This is a genomic window from Streptomyces sp. NH27, from assembly GCF_056859195.1.
This window is the reverse complement of the sequence record NZ_JACEGK010001090.1, coordinates 1-450: the sequence shown is the minus strand read 5'-3', so window position 1 is coordinate 450 and position 450 is coordinate 1. Positions and strand designations below refer to the sequence as shown.

Sequence of the window (450 nt, the reverse complement as noted above, 5' to 3'; positions counted from 1 at the left end):
CCAGAGGAACAGAAGGTACAACCGATATTACAGCCGACCTGAGTGGTCACACAGACAGATAAACCATAGTGTTGACACATGAGTACAGTCTCAATTAACATACCGTCAGGCAATTCAAAGAGATATTTGACTGTACCATCAGCAGACTCTTGCACAATACGTTGTTTCAAGGGATTGACCACAAACTGGTCATTGAGCTTAGCAATCAAATCCTTGGAAAGGTTGGTCATTTCTTCAAATGACTGCACACGTTTACGGTAGAGCCATTCCCAGATTTGATCTGCACGGAATTTCTTTTCTCCCTGCTCCAATACCCATTCCTGCATGGTTTGATGTGCCAAACTATGAATTGAGGGTTTCATTTCTTCTCCTTATTCTCTACTCACTTCTGACGAATGACAAAATGACGTTGTTCCTTGTCCTCTTTCTGAGAATGCTGGTCTTTCTGAC

1 pseudogene is annotated in these 450 nt (G+C 42.4%); it reads right to left on the bottom strand.

What is annotated here, in order from left to right:
* Positions 1–362 (bottom strand): annotated as a pseudogene (locus AC13HU_RS38165) (hypothetical protein); the annotation flags it as partial.
* Between the last annotated feature and the right edge of the window lie 88 nt (positions 363–450).